A 17,434-nucleotide genomic window follows, 5' to 3' on the forward strand; every position below is an offset into this window, starting at 1 on the left:
GCACCCGAATCGCCGGTCTGGCGGCCTTCGATTGGCGCTACAATGCCGTCGAACAGTTATTCTAATCCGCCCGTCACGAGACACATGTCCACCCAAGCCTCCTCCAAAGCCAAGCTCCGCGAAGCCGCCCTCGACTATCACGAATTCCCGACCCCCGGGAAGATCGCGATCGCCCCGACCAAGCAGATGATCAACCAGCGCGACCTCGCGCTCGCGTATTCGCCGGGCGTGGCGTATGCGTGCGAGGAGATCGTCGAGAACCCGCTCAACGCGGCGCGTTTCACCGCGCGCAGCAACCTGGTCGGCGTCGTCACGAACGGCACGGCGGTGCTCGGTCTCGGCAACATCGGCCCGCTCGCGTCGAAGCCGGTGATGGAAGGCAAGGCCGTGCTGTTCAAGAAGTTCGCCGGCATCGACGTGTTCGACATCGAGCTGAACGAGTCGGATCCGCACAAGCTCGTCGACGTGATCGCCGCGCTGGAGCCGACCTTCGGCGGGATCAACCTGGAAGACATCAAGGCGCCGGACTGCTTCATCGTCGAGCGCGAAGCGCGCAAGCGGATGAAGATCCCGGTGTTCCATGACGACCAGCACGGCACCGCGATCGTCGTGGCCGCGGCCGTCACGAACGGCCTGAAGGTCGTCGGCAAGGACATCAAGAAGGTGAAGCTCGTCGCGTCCGGCGCGGGCGCGGCCGCGCTTGCGTGCCTCGACCTGCTGGTCGACATCGGCCTGCCGATCGAGAATATCCTGGTGACCGACCTGGCCGGCGTCGTCTACAAGGGCCGCACCGAACTGATGGACCCGGACAAGGAGCGTTTCGCACGAGAAACCGAAGCGCGGACGCTGGCCGAAGTGATCGAAGGCGCGGACATCTTCCTCGGCCTGTCGGCCGCGGGCGTGCTGAAGCAGGAGATGGTGAAGGGCATGGCCGAGCGCCCGCTGATCCTCGCGCTCGCGAACCCGACGCCGGAAATCCTGCCGGAACTCGCGCTCGAAGTGCGCCCGGACGCGGTGCTGGCCACGGGCCGCACCGACTACCCGAACCAGGTCAACAACGTCCTGTGCTTCCCGTTCATCTTCCGCGGCGCGCTCGACGTCGGCGCGACGACGATCACGCGTGAAATGGAGATCGCGGCCGTCAATGCGATCGCCGAGCTCGCGCAGCAGGAACAGAGCGACATCGTCGCGACCGCGTACGGCATTCAGGACCTGTCGTTCGGCCCCGAATACCTGATTCCGAAGCCGTTCGACCCGCGCCTGATCGTGAAGATCGCGCCGGCCGTCGCGCAGGCCGCGATGGACGGCGGCGTCGCGACGCGGCCGATCGAGGACATGGAGGCGTACCGCGTCCATCTCCAGCAGTTCGTGTATCACAGCGGCACGACGATGAAGCCGATCTTCCAGATCGCGCGCAGCGCGCCGGCGGAGAAGAAGCGCGTCGTGTTCGCGGAAGGCGAAGAAGAGCGCGTGTTGCGTGCCGTTCAGATCATCGTCGACGAAAAGCTCGCGACGCCGATCCTGATCGGTCGGCCCTCGGTGATCGAGCACCGTATCCAGCGCTACGGCCTGCGCCTGAATCCGGGTGTCGACTTCACGGTTGTCAACACCGAGCACGACGAGCGCTACCGCGACTTCTGGCAGTCGTACCACAAGCTGATGGCGCGCAAGGGCATCAGCGAGCAGCTCGCGCGCGTCGAGATGCGCCGCCGCACGACGCTGATCGGCGCGATGCTGGTGAAGCGGGGCGAAGCGGACGGGATGATCTGCGGCACGATCAGCACGACGCACCGCCACCTGCACTTCATCGACCAGGTAATCGGCAAGCGCGCCGGCTGCAGCGTCTATGCGGCGATGAACGGCCTCGTGCTGCCGGGCCGCCAGATCTTCCTCGTCGATACGCACGTCAACGTCGATCCGACCCCGGCGCAGCTTGCCGAGATCACGATCATGGCGGCTGAAGAAGTGCGCCGCTTCGGCATCGAGCCGAAGGTCGCGCTGCTGTCGCACTCGAATTTCGGTACGAGCAACGCGCCTTCGGCGCAGAAGATGCGCGATACGCTCGCGATCCTGCATGAAACCGCGCCTGACCTGAAGGTCGACGGCGAGATGCACGGCGACGTCGCGCTCGACGCGGCGCTGCGCAAGGAAATCCTGCCGGAATCGACGCTGGAAGGCGACGCGAACCTGCTGATTCTGCCGAACATCGACGCCGCGAACATCGCGTACAACCTGCTGAAGACGGCCGCCGGCAACAACATCGCGATCGGGCCGATCCTGCTGGGTGCTGCCCAGCCGGTGCACGTGCTGACCGAATCGGCGACCGTTCGCCGCATCGTCAACATGGCGGCGCTGCTGGTCGCCGACGTGAACGCCGCGCGCTGAGCGAAAACGAACGCGCCAGGCCGGTCGAACCGGCGTGGCGCGTCGGGCGAAATTGTAAACAAAAGCAAAAAGAGGCGTGCCCGCAATGGGCACGCCGTCGGGCAGGGCGCAAACGCGCTTCCCTCAAAGCAACAGCAGCATCTCTCCACTCCGGGTAGCGAGCGTGGCAAGGAGGCAGGGTCTTGCCATACGAGAGATGCCGCCCGCATTTTATCTTATGTAAGATAAATGTAGTGTGATTTCGGTAAGAAATACGTCAATCCACGCGTCGTCGGGCTTTCGATTCCCAAACGGACATTGATTCGCGCGGACAATAACGCTACGCTAACGCCTTTGTTGGTCGTCAACTACTTGATTTAACAGCGGGAACCCTGGTTCATGGCACGCAAGTGGCTCCGCAACGGCGCGCTCGCGTCCGTCTTCGCGATGTTCGCGATGGGTATCGTCGGCACGCCGACGGGCAGTCTGGTTTCCGCCGCTTACGCACGGGAGGCCGTTTCGGCCGACGTGGCCGCCAGCGGGCTCGATACGATCCCGACCGCCCGTCTTCCGCGCGAGGCCGTGACCACGCTGGGCCTGATCGGCGCCGGCGGCCCCTATCCGTACGAGAAAGACGGCGTCGTGTTCGGCAACCGCGAGCGGATTTTGCCGAAGGCGAAGCGCGGCTACTACCATGAGTACACGGTGCCGACGCCGCGTGCCCGCAATCGCGGCGCACGCCGGATCGTCTGTGGCGGGCCATTGCGCCGGATCGACAACTGTTATTACACGGGCGACCACTACAACAGTTTTAAACGTATTGTTGAATGACTTCGGGACGAATGGCATGAGCGACTCCATCTACGCGCACGATTCGGCGGCGGCGGAACTGTTCGCGGCCGGCGACGGCAACCTGTTTCAGCGCGTGATTCAACTGAACGCGGCGGCACAGGCCGTCGGCGCGCCGGAGCAACAGGAAGCCGAGCCCGGGCTTTCATCGAACGAGGAGCCTATGAGCCTTTTCACGACCGTGCGACCCAATCTCGTGCAGTCGATCCGCGCGTTCCGCGTGCAGGATCTCGCCGACGAAGCCGGTCGGCTCGGCCAGCACTTTCTGTACGCGTATTGCGGCGCCGCGCAGTCGAAGCAGGAAGTGATGGAAACGATCGCGACGTCGTTCCTGTTCCCGAAGCATTTCGGGAAGAACTACGACGCGCTGTACGACTGCCTGACCGACCTCGTCGCGAAGGCCGGCGCGCAGCCCGGTTTCGTGATCGTCCTCGAAGGGCTGCCGATCGCGCAGAAGTTCGACAAGGAAGGGCGCGAGACGCTGCTCGACGTGTTCCGCGAGGCGGCCGAGTTCTGGGCCGAGCGCAAGGTCGCGTTCCGCGTGTTCTACTCGTTCGCATAAGCGCGAATCGGCCCGCGGCTCTGCGCGGCCGGCCCGGCGAGAAGCCCGCTTCGAGCGGGCTTTTTTACGTGTGCGCGGCGCATACAGGCCGGCACGGCATGAACGCGGCAATCCGTGCCGCGTCATTCTTCAGGTGTCCGTTGCCAGGCAAGGCGATCTTCTCCGGCATGGCGCAGGTCTTGGACGCGGCGCCGGTGACGCACCCCGTGACGGGCAAGATCGACCTCTACAGCCTGCGGAGGCTGGGCAACCGGAAGCCCGCAAGACGTGCTGAGCCCGGTTCTCGATGCGTTGTCCGATTCGATGCCGCACGGATCGTCGAGCGACAAGCCGCGATAAGCCGCAGCGTGGAAACACGCGCATTCCTACCGTGACGCAGGCCGCACATCGCGCCGCGGCAGGGTGACGTGTGGGTCGGGAAGTGTCGTGCCGCCTCGCGGCGGCACGCCCATTTCGTCACCATCCGCCCCAGCGCGCTGCCAATGCCGCGAGCACGGCCGCGCCGGCGGTCTCGGTGCGCAGCACGCGGGGCCCAAGCGACAGCGCGGTGAAGCCGCGCGCGCGGGCCGCGTTTTCCTCGTCGGGCGACAGTCCGCCTTCGGGGCCGATCAGCAGCGTGACGGGCGCTCCGGGCGGCGTGTCGGGCAGCGACGCGAACGGGATGCTCGCGCGCGGCGACAGCAGCAGCCGCAGTTCGCCGTCGGCCGGCGCGGCCGGCAGCGTATCGAGCCACGCGTTGAAGCCGAGTACCGGCGCGACCTCGGGCAAGCGGTTGCGCCCGCACTGTTCGCACGACGCGCGCACGACGCCGCGCCAGTGCGCGACGCGCTTGTCCGCGCGTTCGCCGGCGAGCTTCACGACGCCGCGCGCGGTCGACAGCGGCACGATCGCCGCGACGCCGAGCTCGACGGCCTTCTCGATCACCCAGTCCATCTTGTCGCCGCCGGCGATCCCTTGCGCGAGCGTCACGCGATAGGGCGGCTCGGCCTCGGCCGGTTCGAACGCATCGATCTGCGCGAGCGCGCTGCGCTTGTCGATCTCGACGAGCCGCGCGCGGTATTGGCCGCCCGTGCCGTCGAACAGCGCGAGTACGTCGCCGGGCTGCAGGCGCAGCACCTGAGCGTGGCGCGCGACGTCGGCCGGCAGCGCGAGCGTGGCGTCGGCGCGCAGTGCCGCATCGACGAAAAAGCGCGGCACGGCCGCGGTGGTGGTGGCTTCGTTCATGCGTGTGGCGGTTTCGGTCATGCGTCGAGGCGGCGCGCGAGCGCCCAGCGGTAGCCGTCTAGATCCTCGATCTGCGCGAACCGGTCGCCCCAGAACTGGTCCTGCGGCGCGCTCAGCGATTTCGCGCCCGCGTCCAGCGCGCGCTGCCAGGTTGCGTCGACATCGTCGACGTACAGATAGAACGACTGCGGTGCGGTGGCGTGCGCGCTTTTCGGCGTGAGCGCGATCGAGCCGAATGCGCCTTCGGGTGCGAACATCACGATCAGCCGGCCGTGATAGGCCATCTCGACGTGCATGATCGCGCCGTCCTCGTCGTGCACGTCGCGCAGCTCGAAGCCGAATGCGGCCTTGAAGAAATCGATGGCCGCGCGCGCGTTGCGTACGGCCAGATAGGGTGTCAACCAAGGCACGTTGGCCGGACGTGGATCGGTCATCGGTCATTCTCCTGCGTGGGGGGAAAGCGGAACGGCTCGGCCGCCCGGACGCTCAGCGGCGAGCGCCCAGTGTATCGCGCAGCGCGTGCGGCAGGGCAAAGAGGGACGGATGCAGCCGCGCGTCGTAGTAGCGCAAGCCCTCGACGTGGCGCGCGGCGAGCCGTTCGTCGATGTCGTGCGCGAACAGCGCGGCCGCATCGAGCGTGTCGCTCGCGATCGCCATCAGCCACTGCGAGCCGTACAGCGGCACGTGCGCGGACAGCGGATCGACGACCGCGAAGCTCGCGCGCAGGTCGTCGAGCAGCGCGGCGATGCGCGCGGCGTGGAACACCGGCGAGCCGAGATGCATCGAGATCGCGCCGCACGGCGTGAGAATCCGCTTGAGCCGCGCGTAGAACGCGCGCGTATAGAGGCCGGCCGCCGGCGAATCGGGCGGCGTGAGGTCGAACACGACGAGATCGAAATGCTCGACGGTCGACTCGACGAAATGCGCGGCGTCGCCGATCACGACCTCGACGCGCGGGTCGTCGAGCGCGCCCTGGTGCACGTCGTCGAGATAACGACGCGCCATCCCGACCACCTCGTCGTCGAGCTCGGCGATCACGATCCGCTCGATGCACGCGTGCTTGAGCAACTGGCGTGCCGCGCCGCCGTCGCCGCCGCCGAGCACGAGCGCCTTCTTCGGCGACGGATGCGCGAGCGCGGCCGGGTGCGTCATGCACTCGTGATAGACGTACTCGTCGCCGACCGACGTCATCGGCTGGCCGTCCAGCGTAAACAGCCGGCCGAGCTGCGGGGTTTCCCAGACTTCGATCTTCTGGTGCGGGGACGCGACGCGCGCGAGCCGCCGAGCATTCGGGAAGCCGTAGGTGGCGTCGGGCGCAGGGTGAAAGAGTAGTGTGGTGCTCACGGGCGGGCCGCTAAGGGCAGTCGGTTCTGACGTCTGAATTATAGGAGGCGCGCGGTTTGACGGAAAACCGTGCCGGAACACCGCGCGCCGACAAGGGAAATGTCGGCCCATCTGTTAAAATGACGAGCTTTGCAGCCCCGTCCGTAGGCTCCGTCCGCTTCGCGTCCGTCAGGCGCCGCACCGCGCGCCGGGAACGATTGACGCTCGAGCTTCCGGATGCCGCCGTGCCCCCGTTTCCTCGACTCGTTCTCCGGACTCGACATGACGACTTCGTCTCCCGCCTCCACCACCCTGATGGCCAACGCGATCCGTGCGCTCGCGATGGACGCCGTCCAGCAAGCGAACTCCGGCCACCCCGGCATGCCGATGGGCATGGCCGAAATCGGCGTCGCGCTCTGGTCGCGCCATCTGAAGCACAACCCGACGAACCCGCACTGGGCAGACCGCGACCGCTTCGTGCTGTCGAACGGCCATGGCTCGATGCTGCTGTACTCGCTGCTGCACCTGACCGGCTACGACCTGCCGATCGAAGAGCTGAAGAACTTCCGCCAGCTGCACTCGAAGACGCCGGGCCACCCGGAATACGGGATCACGCCGGGTGTCGAGACGACCACCGGCCCGCTCGGCCAGGGTCTCGCGAACGCGGTCGGCATGGCGCTCGGCGAAGCGCTGATGGCCGACGAGTTCAACCGCGACGGCGCGAAGATCGTCGATCACCACACGTACGTGTTCCTCGGCGACGGCTGCCTGATGGAAGGCATCTCGCACGAAGCCTGCTCGCTCGCGGGCACGCTGAAGCTGAACAAGCTGATCGCGCTGTACGACGACAACGGCATCTCGATCGACGGCGACGTCGTGAACTGGTTCCACGACGACACGCCGAAGCGCTTCGAAGCGTACGGCTGGAACGTGATCCCGAACGTGAACGGCCATGACGTCGACGCGGTCGACGCGGCGATCGCGAAGGCGAAGCTGTCGGACAAGCCGACGCTGATCTGCTGCAAGACGGTGATCGGCAAGGGCGCGGCGACCAAGGCCGGCGGCCACGACGTGCATGGCGCTGCGCTCGGCGCGGAAGAAATCGCGAAGACGCGCGAAGCGCTCGGCTGGAAGTGGGAGCCGTTCGTGATTCCGCAGGAAGTCTATGCGGCATGGGACGCGAAGGAAGCCGGCAAGCGTGCCGAGACCGACTGGGATGCGACGTTCGCGCAATATCGCGCGAAGTTCCCGGCAGAAGCCGCCGAATTCGAGCGCCGGATGGCCAACCAGCTGCCGGCCGACTGGGCGCAGAAGGCTGCGGCGATCATCGCCGGCGCGAACGAGCGCGCCGAGACGGTCGCGACCCGCAAGGCGTCGCAGCAGGCGATCGAAGGGCTGGCCGCCGCGCTGCCCGAACTGCTCGGCGGCTCGGCCGACCTGACCGGCTCGAACCTGACCAACTGGAAGGCCTCGAAGGCGGTCCGCGCGAATCCGGAAGGCGCGGGCGTCGTGCTGGGCAACCATATCAACTACGGCGTGCGCGAATTCGGCATGAGCGCCGCGATCAACGGCCTCGCGCTGCACGGCGGCCACAAGCCGTTCGGCGGCACGTTCCTGACGTTCTCCGACTACAGCCGCAACGCGCTGCGCGTGGCCGCGCTGATGAAGGTGCCGTCGATCTTCGTGTTCACGCACGATTCGATCGGCCTCGGCGAAGACGGCCCGACGCACCAGTCGATCGAGCACGTGTCGAGCCTGCGCCTGATCCCGAACCACGACGTGTGGCGTCCGGCCGACACGGTCGAGACGGCCGTTGCATGGACGCACGCGGTTGCCGCGGATCGTCCGTCGAGCCTGATCTTCAGCCGCCAGAACCTCGCGTTCAACCCGCGTACCGACGCGCAGATCGCCAACATCGAGAAGGGCGGCTACGTACTGAAGGACTGGGACGAAGAAATCGTCGCGCGCAAGATCATCCTGATCGCGACGGGTTCGGAAGTCGAGCTCGCGATGAAGGCCGTCGAGCCGCTCGCGCAGCAGGGCATCGCGGCGCGCGTTGTGTCGATGCCGTCGACCAACGTGTTCGATCGCCAGGACGCCGAATACCGCGAACGCGTGCTGCCGCACGGCGTGCGCCGCGTCGCGATCGAAGCCGGCGTAACGTCCTTCTGGCACAAGTACGTCGGCCTCGAAGGCGGCGTCGTCGGGATCGACACGTTCGGCGAATCGGCGCCGGCCGGCGTGCTGTTCAAGTACTTCGGCTTCACCGTCGAGCACGTCGTCGAGACCGCGAAGGCCGTGCTGGCCTAAAAGCATTCGCGACGCGCGCCACCCGTTGCGCGCGTCGCACCGTGAAGCTGCACGAAACGAATTTTTTCAGCCATCAGGAGATAGACCATGACGATTCGCGTCGCAATCAACGGCTACGGCCGTATCGGCCGCAACACGCTGCGCGCGTTTTATGAAAACGGCAAGAAGCACGATCTCGAGATCGTCGCGATCAACGACCTGGGCGATGCGAAGACCAACGCGCACCTGACCCAGTACGACACCGCGCACGGCAAGTTCCCGGGCGAAGTGTCGGTCGACGGCGACTACCTCGTCGTGAACGGCGACAAGATCCGCGTGCTGGCGAACCGCAACCCGGCCGAACTGCCGTGGGGCGAGCTCGGCGTCGACGTCGTGATGGAGTGCACGGGCTTCTTCACGACCAAGGAAAAGGCGAGCGCGCACCTGAAGGGCGGCGCGAAGAAGGTGATCATCTCGGCGCCGGGCGGCAAGGACGTCGACGCGACGATCGTCTACGGCGTGAACCACAACGTGCTGAAGGCCGAGCACACGGTCATCTCGAACGCATCGTGCACGACGAACTGCCTCGCGCCGCTCGTCAAGCCGCTGAACGACAAGATCGGCCTCGAAACCGGCCTGATGACGACGATTCACGCATACACGAACGACCAGGTGCTGACGGACGTTTATCACGAAGACCTGCGCCGCGCACGTTCGGCCACGCACAGCCAGATCCCGACGAAGACGGGCGCTGCTTCGGCCGTCGGCCTCGTGCTGCCGGAACTGAACGGCAAGCTCGACGGTTACGCGATCCGCGTCCCGACGATCAACGTGTCGATCGTCGACCTGTCGTTCATCGCCAAGCGCGACACGACGGTCGAGGAAGTCAACGCGATCATGAAGGAAGCATCGGAAGGCGCGCTGAAGGGCATCCTCGGCTACAACGACGCACCGCTGGTGTCGATCGACTTCAACCACAACCCGGCTTCGTCGACGTTCGACGCGACGCTGACCAAGGTGTCGGGCCGCCTCGTCAAGGTGTCGAGCTGGTACGACAACGAGTGGGGTTTCTCGAACCGCATGCTGGATACGGCTGTCGCGTTCGCGAACGCGAAGTAATCCCGCACGTCGAGCGGCCGCGGCAACGCGGCACGCGCGGCGAACGAGCCCGGCCCGGTTTTCCGGCCGGGCTTTTTCATTGCCCCGACTTCGTCATCGCCTGTCCGCCGTCACCTGCTCGAGCGCGTCGACGAACGCACGCTTAAGCGGGCTGTCGACGTCGGTCCACGCGAGGCCGATGCCGCTTCGGTGGCCGGCCAGGTCGAGCGGCCGCGCGAGCACGTTCGGCGGCAGCGCGCTGGCGGCCTCTGCCGGGATCAGCCCGATGCCCATCCCCGCCGCGACGAGCGCGAGCATCGTCGTGAATTCCCCGAACTCCTGCGCGATTTCGAGCGTCGTGCCCGCGCGGCTCAACGCGAGCAGCATGTCGTCGTGAAAGCCGGGCGCATAGCGGCGCGCGAGCACGAACGCGGGCTGGCCGCGCAGTGCGGCCGGCGGGATCGTGTCGTGCGCGGCGAGCGGATGGTCGAGCGGCAGCGCGACGACGAAGCCTTCTTCCAGCACCACGCGCGTGTCGATGCCCGCATACGCGGCCGGCAGCCGGATCATTCCGAAATCGATCCGCCGGTCGCGCAGCGCGGCGATCTGGTCGGGCGTCGGCATGTCCTTCAGTTCGAGCGCGATCAGCGGATAGCGCTCGCGCATCGTGCGCAGCACGGCCGGCAGCAGCGTAGGCAGCACCGACGACACGAACGCGATCCGCAGCGTGCCGATCTCGCCGCGGCTCGACAGCCGCGCCATCTGTTCCGCACGCGCGGCCTGCTGCAGCGTCGCGCGCGCTTCCGGCAGGAACACGCGCCCCGTGTCGCTCAGTTCGACCTTGTGGCGGTCGCGCTCGAACAGCCGCGCACCGAGCTCTTCCTCGAGCGCCTTGATCTGCATGCTCAGCGCGGGCTGCACGATGAACAGGCGCTGCGCCGCGCGCCCGAAATGCAGCTCTTCCGCGAGCGTGACGAAGGCGCGCAATTGCTTGAGTTCCATGGGCGGCGGGCAGGAGAGGGCGGTAATCAGATTTCATGATAACCGGATCAAAAAAGACCATTGGCGCGGCATCGGGCCGGCGGCCGAAGATACCGTCAACGCGAGACCGGCCGCGACGGGCAGCCGGCTCCACTGGCACGAGGAGACATGCATGACCAACGCGCTTGACCGGTTCCGCCTTGACGGCCGCCGCGCACTGATCACGGGTTCCGGACGCGGGATCGGGCTGACGCTCGCCCGCGGGCTCGCGGAAGCCGGCGCGGCGATCGTCATCAACGATCGCAATGAAGAGAAGGCCGCGACGCTCGCGCGCCGTTTCCGCGACGAAGGCTTTGCGGCCGACCATGCGGTGTTCGACGTCGCCGAGCATGCGCAGGTGCGCGCGGCGATCGACGACTTCGAGGCGCGCGTCGGTGCGATCGACATCCTCGTGAACAACGCGGGCATCCAGCGCCGCGCGCCGCTCGATGCATTCGAGCCCGACGACTGGCATGCGCTGATGCGCGTGAATCTCGACGGCGTGTTCAACGTCGCGCAGGCCGTCGCGCGTCACATGATCGCGCGCGGCCGCGGGAAGATCATCAACATCTGCTCGGTGCAGAGCGAACTCGCGCGGCCGACGATCGCGCCGTACGCGGCGTCGAAGGGCGCGGTGCGGATGCTGACGAAAGGGATGTGCGCCGACTGGGCGCGCCACGGCATCCAGGCCAACGGCCTCGCGCCCGGCTATTTCGAAACGGAGCTGAATCGTGCGCTGGTCGACGACGCGGCGTTCTCGGACTGGCTGTGCAAGCGCACGCCGGCCGGCCGCTGGGGGCGCGTCGACGAGCTGTGCGGCGCGGCGATTTTCCTTGCGTCGGCCGCATCCGATTTCGTCAACGGCCAGACGCTGTTCGTCGATGGCGGCCTGACGAGCGCCGTATAGGGAGGAAGATCATGCGTATGCGTTGCATGTGTGTCGTGATCCACGGGCCGAACGACCTGCGGGTCGAAGAACAGGACGCGGGCGAAATCGGCCCGGGCCAGGTGCGCGTCGATGTCGCGATGGGCGGCATCTGCGGGTCCGACCTGCATTACTTCCGGCACGGCGGCTTCGGCGCGATCCGGTTGCAGCAGCCGATGGTGCTCGGCCACGAGGTTGCCGGCACGGTCGCGGAGGTCGCGCCGGACGTGACGTCGGTGAAGGTTGGCGATCGCGTCGCGGTCAACCCGAGCCGGCCGTGCGGTGCGTGCCGCTACTGCCTCGAAGGCTTGCCGAACCAGTGTCTGGACATGCGCTTCTACGGCAGCGCGATGCGGATGCCGCACGTGCAGGGCGCGTTTCGCAACGCGCTCGTGTGCGACGCGGCGCAATGCGTGAAGGTCGCCGATCACGTGCCGCTGTCGCTCGCGGCGCTCGCCGAGCCGTTCGCGGTCGGGCTGCATGCGGTGTCGCGCGCGGGCCCGCTGATCGGCAAGCGCGTGCTCGTGTCGGGCTGCGGGCCGATCGGCGTGCTGGCGATCGCGGCGGCGCGCGTGCACGGCGCGGCGGAGATCGTCGCGACCGACGTCGTCGAAGCGCCGCTGGAAGTGGCCCGCGCGCTCGGCGCCGACCACACGATCAATGCGGCGGCCGATGCCGGATGGGTCGCGCGCTACGGCGCCGACAAGGGCACGTTCGACGTGATGATCGAATGTTCGGGCAATGCGCGCGCGTTGGGCGACGGGCTGGACGTGATGCGTCCGCGCGGCGTCGTCGTGCAGCTCGGGCTCGGCGGCGATGTCAGCCTGCCGCAGAACGTCGTGGTCGCGAAGGAGTTGTCGATCTGCGGATCGTTCCGCTTCCATGCGGAATTCGCGCTCGCGGTGCAGCTGATCAACGCGGCGCGCGTCGACCTGCGACCAGCCATCACGCGCGTGTTCCCGATGCGCGACGCGAACCTCGCGTTCGAACTGGCCGGCGACCGGCAGCGCGCGATGAAGGTGCTGATCGATTTCGCGGGCGAGGCCGCGTGATCGTCCGGCGCCAGCGCGTGCTTTTTTCGTGATCGACGCGAATCCGATCGCTGCGGTGTGATGCTCGTGCGGCGCGCGCCGCACGGCCGTCAGGCGCCCGGCGTCGGGAAGAAGATGCCCGCGCGCTGCGCGGCGTTCGCGATGTGCGTTTCGATCGCGCTGCCCGCGGCGGCGGCATCGCGCGCGATCAGCGCATCGACGATCGCGCGGTGCTCGTGCCACGTCGACAGCAGCAGCTCGCGCCGGTAGAACGGCATGCGCTGGCTTTCCTTCATGATGTCCGCGCTGCCGCGCAGGATCGATTCGATCGCCGCGTTGCCGGCGAGATGGATGATCCGCATATGGAAGTCGAAGTCGAGCTGCGACGCCTCGTCGAGCGCGTTTTCGGTCAGCGCGACGTGCAGGTCGGCGAGATTGTCTTCGAACCACGCGATGTCGTCGTCGCTGACCACGCGCGCGGCCATCCGCGCGGCGAACCCTTCGAGCGCGTAGCGCATCTGGTAGGTATCGGGCGGCGACGACTGCTCGGCAAACTGCCAGGCATGCGCGGCCGTTGCCTGCGCGCTTTCGACGTACACGCCCTTGCCCGCGCGGATGCGCAGCATCCCGAGCGCCTCGAGCGTCGACAGCGCCTCGCGCAGCGACGCACGGCTGATCTCCAGCTCCTCGGAGAGCTGACGCTGGGCCGGCAGCAGGCTGCCGACCGGATAAACGCCTGCCTCGATCCGGTCGCGGATCGTCGCGATGGCGGCGTCGGTCACGGTATGCGGAACATTTTTCATGATGTGAACGATGGCCGGTCTGACCGGCATTGTAATCCGCACGGGCGCAGTGCATGACCGCACTACGGGAAAGACACGATCAGGCCCGCTTTCGGGGCCGCCGGACGCATGCGAAGGGGGCGGGAAATCCCTATTTTGTCCGTCCTTGACGTCACTATATCGGCTTCCTACTATCCACCATAACATCACTGGTCTTACCAGTATGAACAGACGAAACTGCAACCGTTGGATCGGGAGAGCGCCGTGTCGAAATTCCTCAATTCGCTGTTTGGCCGGGTAGTCGTCGCATTGATCCTGGGGGTCGCGCTCGGCGCGTTCTTCCCGCATTTCGCCGAGTCGCTGCGACCGCTCGGCGACGGCTTCCTGAAGCTCATCAAGATGGTCATCGGCCCGATCGTGTTCTGCGTCGTGGTCAGCGGGATGGCCAACGCGGGCGACCTGAAGAAGGTCGGCCGGGTCGGCCTGAAGGCCGTCATCTACTTCGAGATCATGACCACGCTCGCGCTCGGCATCGGCCTCGTGCTCGCGTGGGTCACGCGCCCGGGCGTCGGGATGAACATCGACCTGCATTCGCTCGACGCGTCGTCGCTCGCGTCGTACGCGAAGAACGCCGAAAGCCTGAAGGACACCGCCGGCTACCTGATGAAGATCATCCCCGACACCGCGATCGACGCGTTCGCGAAGGGCGACATCCTGCAGATCCTCGTGTTCGCGGTGCTGTTCGGCTCCGCGCTGTCGCTGCTCGGCGACAAGGCGCAGCGCGTCAACTCGCTGATCGAGGAACTGTCGCACGTGTTCTTCCGGATCATCGGCTTCATCATCAAGCTCGCGCCGCTCGGCGTGCTCGGCGCGATCGCGTTCACGACCGGCAAGTACGGCGTCGCGTCGCTCAAGCAACTCGGCTACCTGGTCGCGGTGTTCTACCTGAGCTGCTTCGTGTTCGTCACGGTCGTGCTCGGCATCGTGATGCGGCTGGCGGGCTTCTCGGTGTTCAAGCTGATCCGCTACCTGCGCGAGGAACTGTCGATCGTGCTCGGCACGGCGTCGTCGGATGCGGTGCTGCCGCAGGTGATGCGCAAGCTCGAATACATGGGCGTCAAGGATTCGACGGTCGGCCTCGTGATCCCGACCGGCTATTCGTTCAACCTCGACGGCTTCTCGATCTACCTGACGCTCGCCGTGCTGTTCATCGCGCAGGCCACCAACACGCCGCTGTCGACGCATGACCTGATCATCGTGCTGCTCGTGTCGCTCGTCACGTCGAAGGGCGCGCACGGGATTCCCGGTTCGGCGATCGTGATCCTCGCGGCGACGCTGTCGGCGATCCCGGCGATTCCGGTGCTCGGCCTCGTGCTGATCCTGCCGGTCGACTGGTTCGTCGGCATCGCCCGCGCGCTGACCAACCTGATCGGCAACTGCGTCGCGACGGTCGTCGTCGCGGTATGGGAGAACGATATCGACAAGGTCCGCGCGAAGCGCGTGCTGAACCGCGAGCTGCGCTACGTACCGGCCGAAGAGGAAGGCCGCGCGGCGCCGGTCGCCGGCGACCAGGCCCACGCGCTCTGAGCGCGGCTTGTCGCGCGGGGCGGCTTCTGCCCCGGTAGTCCCGCGCGATCGATTTACATGCGGCCGGCGCCTCGATGCGCCGGAACTTGATCAGAAATTGCTTTGCATGGGATGAGAGTAAGCGCTAAAGCGCTAACTCTCATCGACAGGAGACGACATGGCAGCCCCCATCCTCGATCCGAACGCGCCGGCCTTCACGCGGCGCTACATGAACCTCGCCGACCCGCGCCTCGGTGCGCAGGCATTGTTTGCGAGCGACGAATTCTTCGCGCCGAAAGAGCGCATGCTGAATCCCGAGCCGGCCGTGTTCATCCCCGGCAAGTACGACGACCACGGCAAGTGGATGGACGGCTGGGAAACGCGCCGCAAGCGCACGACCGGCCACGACTTCTGCGTGGTGCGGCTCGCGCGGCCGGGCGTGATTTTCGGCGTCGATCTCGATACGAGCCACTTCACCGGCAACTTCCCGCCGGCTGCGTCGATCGAGGCGTGCGTCGCCGACGGCGACACGCCGCCCGACGACGCCGAATGGCGCACGATCGTTCCCGCGACGACGCTGCAGGGCAATTCGCATCACTACGTGAGCGTCGACGACGCGCAGCCGGTCACGCACCTGCGCGTGAACCTGTATCCGGACGGCGGGCTCGCGCGGCTGCGCGTGTACGGCCAGCCGCAGCGCGACTGGCGCCATGTGCCGGCCGGCGAACTCGTCGATCTTGCCGCGATCGAGAACGGCGGTTATCTGGTGGCCGCGAACAACCAGCACTTCGGCCCGGCATCGCAGATGCTGATGCCGGGGCGCGGCGCGAACATGGGCGACGGCTGGGAAACGCGGCGCCGCCGCGAGCCCGGCAACGACTGGGCGATCGTCGCGCTCGCGCGGCCGGGCATCATCCGGCGCGTCGAGGTCGATACGGCGTTCTTCAAGGGCAACTTCCCCGACCGCTGCTCGCTGCAGGCCGCGCGGGTTGCGGGCGGCACCGACGATTCGCTGGTCACGCAGGCGATGTTCTGGGCCGAATTGCTCGGCGAGCAGAAGCTGTCGATGGACCACGTGCATACGTTCGACCAGCTCGCGGCGCTCGGCCCCGTCACGCACGTGCGTTTCAACATCTTCCCGGACGGTGGTGTGTCGCGCCTGCGTCTGTGGGGCGAGCCGGCTTGAAGGAGGGCGACGGCATGAGCGGACCCCATATCCTGCGCGTCGAGCGCCTGACCCGCGAAGCGTTCGCGCCGTTCGGCGACGTGATCGCGCTCGAGGGCGCACGGCATTTCCCGATCAACGGCGGCACGACCGAGCGCTTCCACGATCTCGCGACGATCGACGTCTGCGCGGACGGCGGCCGGCCGCTCGTCAGCGTGTTTCGCGCGCAGCCGCGCGCGCTGCCGGTCGCGGTCACGCTGATGGAGCGCCATCCGCACGGCAGCCAGGCGTTCATCCCGCTCGCGGCCGTGTCGCGCTATGCGATCGTCGTCGCGCCGGCCGGCGAATTCCGGCCCGACGCGATGCGCGCGTTCCTGGCCGAAGGCTGGCAGGGCGTGAACTATGCGAAGGGCGTCTGGCACCATCCGCTGCTCGCGCTCGACGCGGTCAGCGATTTCGTGATCGTCGATCGCGGCGGGCCGCAGCCGAACTGCGACGAGATCCCGCTCGACCGTGCGTGGGCGCTCGAGTTCGAGCCGGCCTGCACGAGCACGGCCTGACGCGGCGCGCGGCAGGCGTCCGGTTCCCGGCGCCGGTTGCGCGCGCGCCGAAGGGCTTTCGTAAGATTTTCGAGCCGGCACGCGCGCGGCGCGGAGCATGATCCCGAAAAGAACACGGCCCGGGCGGCGAGATGCCGGCCGGGCCGTGCTTCGTGCGCGGGTGGCGCGATTCAGTGCTTGCGGTGCGGGCAGTTCTCGGTCGTGCAGGAACCGTACATCGCGAGCGAGTGCTCCTGGAGCCGGAAGCCGCGCTCCTTCGCGATCGCCTGCTGGCGGCCTTCGATCTCGGCGTCGAAGAATTCCTCGACGCGGCCGCAATCGAGGCACACGAGGTGGTCGTGGTGCGAGCCTTCGTTCAGTTCGAACACGGCCTTGCCGGATTCGAAGTTGCTGCGCGTGAGCAGGCCGGCCTGCTCGAACTGCGTCAGCACGCGGTAGACGGTGGCGAGCCCGATGTCGAGCTGCTCGTTGAGCAGGTTCCGGTAGACGTCTTCCGCCGTCAGGTGGCGCACGGGGCTCTGCTGGAAGATTTCGAGAATCTTGAGGCGCGGTAGGGTGGCCTTTAGCCCGATATTCTTGAGATCCGTCGGATTGGTCATGGCTAGGCATCCCTAGAGTACAATGCAGGGCTTCAATGTTACCGGCTTTTCGCCGTTCCAGATACACGCGCGGCCTG

16 protein-coding genes are annotated in these 17,434 nt (G+C 67.0%); 10 read left to right on the forward strand and 6 right to left on the reverse strand.

The window, feature by feature from the left end:
* Positions 1-42 precede the first annotated feature (42 nt).
* From ACNQQL_RS24435 to ACNQQL_RS24445, 3 genes are all read left to right on the forward strand, one after another.
* Positions 43-2,385, forward strand: a complete 2,343-nt coding sequence (locus tag ACNQQL_RS24435; protein WP_371287022.1) for an NADP-dependent malic enzyme — start codon at positions 43-45, stop codon at positions 2,383-2,385.
* A 378-nt stretch (positions 2,386-2,763) separates the two neighbouring features.
* Entirely contained in the window at positions 2,764-3,195 is a 432-nt protein-coding gene (locus ACNQQL_RS24440; protein WP_034182701.1) for a ribonuclease domain-containing protein, read from the forward strand.
* Between the two features lie 16 nt (positions 3,196-3,211).
* Positions 3,212-3,775, forward strand: a complete 564-nt coding sequence (locus ACNQQL_RS24445; RefSeq protein WP_027783519.1) for a barstar family protein — start codon at positions 3,212-3,214, stop codon at positions 3,773-3,775.
* A gap of 456 nt (positions 3,776-4,231) precedes the next feature.
* Here the strand turns inward: ACNQQL_RS24445 and ACNQQL_RS24450 are convergent, their stop codons facing one another.
* Genes ACNQQL_RS24450 through speE form a run of 3 tightly spaced genes read right to left on the reverse strand, consistent with a single transcriptional unit; the run spans position 4,232 to position 6,343 of the window.
* Complete coding sequence (locus ACNQQL_RS24450; RefSeq protein ID WP_347066269.1) at positions 4,232-4,999, reverse strand: 16S rRNA (uracil(1498)-N(3))-methyltransferase; 768 nt, start codon at positions 4,997-4,999, stop codon at positions 4,232-4,234.
* A 17-nt stretch (positions 5,000-5,016) separates the two neighbouring features.
* Positions 5,017-5,433 carry a VOC family protein gene (locus ACNQQL_RS24455; RefSeq protein ID WP_072436342.1) on the reverse strand — a complete coding sequence of 139 codons (417 nt, stop codon included), beginning with the start codon at positions 5,431-5,433 and terminating at the stop codon, positions 5,017-5,019.
* Positions 5,434-5,485: 52 nt separating this feature from the next.
* Positions 5,486-6,343: a polyamine aminopropyltransferase gene (gene speE / locus ACNQQL_RS24460; RefSeq protein WP_347066271.1), complete on the reverse strand. Its 858-nt coding sequence runs from the start codon at positions 6,341-6,343 to the stop codon at positions 5,486-5,488.
* Between the two features lie 216 nt (positions 6,344-6,559).
* On the opposite strand from speE, the gene tkt reads away from it, so the two are divergent.
* Both tkt and gap read left to right on the forward strand, forming a co-directional pair.
* Positions 6,560-8,632 (forward strand): transketolase, encoded by a 2,073-nt coding sequence (gene tkt, locus ACNQQL_RS24465; protein WP_204425750.1) that lies wholly within the window; start codon positions 6,560-6,562, stop codon positions 8,630-8,632.
* Between the two features lie 87 nt (positions 8,633-8,719).
* Positions 8,720-9,730 (forward strand): type I glyceraldehyde-3-phosphate dehydrogenase, encoded by a 1,011-nt coding sequence (gap, locus tag ACNQQL_RS24470; RefSeq protein WP_010091320.1) that lies wholly within the window; start codon positions 8,720-8,722, stop codon positions 9,728-9,730.
* A 93-nt stretch (positions 9,731-9,823) separates the two neighbouring features.
* Here gap and ACNQQL_RS24475 read toward each other — a convergent pair whose 3' ends face one another.
* Positions 9,824-10,711 (reverse strand): LysR family transcriptional regulator, encoded by an 888-nt coding sequence (locus tag ACNQQL_RS24475; RefSeq protein ID WP_204425752.1) that lies wholly within the window; start codon positions 10,709-10,711, stop codon positions 9,824-9,826.
* 151 nt (positions 10,712-10,862) lie between these two features.
* Between ACNQQL_RS24475 and ACNQQL_RS24480 the strand changes: the two genes are divergently transcribed.
* Positions 10,863-11,636: an SDR family NAD(P)-dependent oxidoreductase gene (locus ACNQQL_RS24480; protein WP_347066275.1), complete on the forward strand. Its 774-nt coding sequence runs from the start codon at positions 10,863-10,865 to the stop codon at positions 11,634-11,636.
* 11 nt (positions 11,637-11,647) lie between these two features.
* Complete coding sequence (locus ACNQQL_RS24485; RefSeq protein WP_347066277.1) at positions 11,648-12,706, forward strand: L-idonate 5-dehydrogenase; 1,059 nt, start codon at positions 11,648-11,650, stop codon at positions 12,704-12,706.
* Between the two features lie 89 nt (positions 12,707-12,795).
* On the opposite strand, the gene ACNQQL_RS24490 is transcribed toward ACNQQL_RS24485, so the two are convergent.
* Complete coding sequence (locus tag ACNQQL_RS24490) at positions 12,796-13,518, reverse strand: FadR/GntR family transcriptional regulator (RefSeq protein WP_081938529.1); 723 nt, start codon at positions 13,516-13,518, stop codon at positions 12,796-12,798.
* Between the two features lie 213 nt (positions 13,519-13,731).
* Between ACNQQL_RS24490 and ACNQQL_RS24495 the strand changes: the two genes are divergently transcribed.
* The 3 genes from ACNQQL_RS24495 (at position 13,732) to ACNQQL_RS24505 (ending at position 16,758) form a co-directional block, all read left to right on the forward strand.
* Positions 13,732-15,054, forward strand: a complete 1,323-nt coding sequence (locus ACNQQL_RS24495; RefSeq protein ID WP_347066279.1) for a C4-dicarboxylate transporter DctA — start codon at positions 13,732-13,734, stop codon at positions 15,052-15,054.
* Between the two features lie 157 nt (positions 15,055-15,211).
* Positions 15,212-16,219, forward strand: coding sequence for an allantoicase (gene alc, locus ACNQQL_RS24500; protein ID WP_034182710.1), 1,008 nt, complete (start codon positions 15,212-15,214; stop codon positions 16,217-16,219).
* Positions 16,220-16,233: 14 nt separating this feature from the next.
* A complete protein-coding gene (locus ACNQQL_RS24505; protein ID WP_072436443.1) occupies positions 16,234-16,758 on the forward strand; it encodes an ureidoglycolate lyase in 525 nt (174 codons plus the stop codon).
* 170 nt (positions 16,759-16,928) lie between these two features.
* On the opposite strand, the gene fur is transcribed toward ACNQQL_RS24505, so the two are convergent.
* Positions 16,929-17,357, reverse strand: a complete 429-nt coding sequence (fur, locus tag ACNQQL_RS24510) for a ferric iron uptake transcriptional regulator (protein ID WP_011350926.1) — start codon at positions 17,355-17,357, stop codon at positions 16,929-16,931.
* Positions 17,358-17,434: the final 77 nt, after the last annotated feature.

The organism is Burkholderia sp. LFS061, from assembly GCF_047978125.1.
Lineage (GTDB): Bacteria > Pseudomonadota > Gammaproteobacteria > Burkholderiales > Burkholderiaceae > Burkholderia > Burkholderia pyrrocinia_C.

What these genes read in the sequence shown, in the direction of transcription:
- ACNQQL_RS24435 (WP_371287022.1), top strand. Translation starts at nt 43, where the DNA reads ATGCCGTCGAACAGTTATTCTAATCCGCCCGTCACGAGACACATGTCC.
- fur (WP_011350926.1), bottom strand. Translation starts at nt 17,357, where the DNA reads ATGACCAATCCGACGGATCTCAAGAATATCGGGCTAAAGGCCACCCTA.
- ACNQQL_RS24455 (WP_072436342.1), bottom strand. Translation starts at nt 5,433, where the DNA reads ATGACCGATCCACGTCCGGCCAACGTGCCTTGGTTGACACCCTATCTG.
- ACNQQL_RS24480 (WP_347066275.1), top strand. Translation starts at nt 10,863, where the DNA reads ATGACCAACGCGCTTGACCGGTTCCGCCTTGACGGCCGCCGCGCACTG.
- tkt (WP_204425750.1), top strand. Translation starts at nt 6,560, where the DNA reads ATGCCGCCGTGCCCCCGTTTCCTCGACTCGTTCTCCGGACTCGACATG.
- ACNQQL_RS24440 (WP_034182701.1), top strand. Translation starts at nt 2,764, where the DNA reads ATGGCACGCAAGTGGCTCCGCAACGGCGCGCTCGCGTCCGTCTTCGCG.
- alc (WP_034182710.1), top strand. Translation starts at nt 15,212, where the DNA reads ATGGCAGCCCCCATCCTCGATCCGAACGCGCCGGCCTTCACGCGGCGC.
- ACNQQL_RS24475 (WP_204425752.1), bottom strand. Translation starts at nt 10,711, where the DNA reads ATGGAACTCAAGCAATTGCGCGCCTTCGTCACGCTCGCGGAAGAGCTG.
- ACNQQL_RS24485 (WP_347066277.1), top strand. Translation starts at nt 11,648, where the DNA reads ATGCGTATGCGTTGCATGTGTGTCGTGATCCACGGGCCGAACGACCTG.
- ACNQQL_RS24505 (WP_072436443.1), top strand. Translation starts at nt 16,234, where the DNA reads ATGAGCGGACCCCATATCCTGCGCGTCGAGCGCCTGACCCGCGAAGCG.
- ACNQQL_RS24450 (WP_347066269.1), bottom strand. Translation starts at nt 4,999, where the DNA reads ATGAACGAAGCCACCACCACCGCGGCCGTGCCGCGCTTTTTCGTCGAT.
- gap (WP_010091320.1), top strand. Translation starts at nt 8,720, where the DNA reads ATGACGATTCGCGTCGCAATCAACGGCTACGGCCGTATCGGCCGCAAC.
- ACNQQL_RS24445 (WP_027783519.1), top strand. Translation starts at nt 3,212, where the DNA reads ATGAGCGACTCCATCTACGCGCACGATTCGGCGGCGGCGGAACTGTTC.
- ACNQQL_RS24490 (WP_081938529.1), bottom strand. Translation starts at nt 13,518, where the DNA reads ATGCCGGTCAGACCGGCCATCGTTCACATCATGAAAAATGTTCCGCAT.